A 781-nucleotide genomic window follows, 5' to 3' on the forward strand; every position below is an offset into this window, starting at 1 on the left:
TGGTGACTGCCAGGTAACCGTAGACGGCGTAGTCAAACCACTCGACGAAGTTGCCTATGAAGCTCGCCGCGATCACCCGCCGGCGTGTTTCCTTGCTGACGCCGCCGCCGTCGCCAGGTTCGGCGTGGCCGTCCGGGGTCACGCGGCCACTCAATGTTGTTGGTCCGGAGGAAGTACTGCCATGCCCGCTATTCGACTCCGGGCTTCTCGGCCCCGCAAGAGTGGCGGGGGAGGGAGTTTCGTTACTCATGTGTCCACCCAAGTGTTCTGGAGTTGCATTCACTGCAACGCTGTTGCACCAGATTAGGCGTGATCCGTGACACAGTCAATGCTTCTCTGGTTTTCGCGGATTGGAACGGGTTCAACATGGACGAATCGCTATTTCCAGTTCTGGAATGATCCATCAAAATGTTGCATCAGATGGAAGCGTGTTGCGTCAAGAAGTGGACCAAGGCTGGTTCGGGTGAGGGGCGTCGAGGCGCCGGGCAGGATCCATTGACACCCCCAGCAGGGGCTGGCATATTTTCAGTACGCGCTATTTGCAGCGTGTTGCGTAATGCGCAATTCATGGTGGGTCAGAAAGTTCTGGCACCGCTGCCGCCCTCTGGAGTCCCGGGGGATCAGGAAAGGAACGCAGTGGTTCACAAGGTAAAGGCAGTCATTGCCAGGGAAAAGAACGGCCCGGTTTCCGTCGAGACCATCCTGGTTCCGGATCCGCGACCGGGCGAGGCGCTGGTGGACATCCTCACGTGCGGGGTCTGCCACACGGACCTGGACTACA

General features: G+C 58.9%; 2 pseudogenes. One reads left to right on the plus strand and one right to left on the minus strand.

What is annotated here, in order from left to right:
* Positions 1–250 (minus strand): annotated as a pseudogene (locus QCD75_RS21790) (MFS transporter); the annotation flags it as partial.
* 386 nt (positions 251–636) lie between these two features.
* On the opposite strand from QCD75_RS21790, the pseudogene QCD75_RS21795 reads away from it, so the two are divergent.
* A pseudogene (locus tag QCD75_RS21795) lies at positions 637–781 on the plus strand (S-(hydroxymethyl)mycothiol dehydrogenase); the annotation flags it as partial.

The sequence above is a fragment of the Arthrobacter sp. PsM3 genome (assembly GCF_030433895.1).
In the GTDB taxonomy this organism is placed as follows: Bacteria; Actinomycetota; Actinomycetes; order Actinomycetales; family Micrococcaceae; genus Arthrobacter.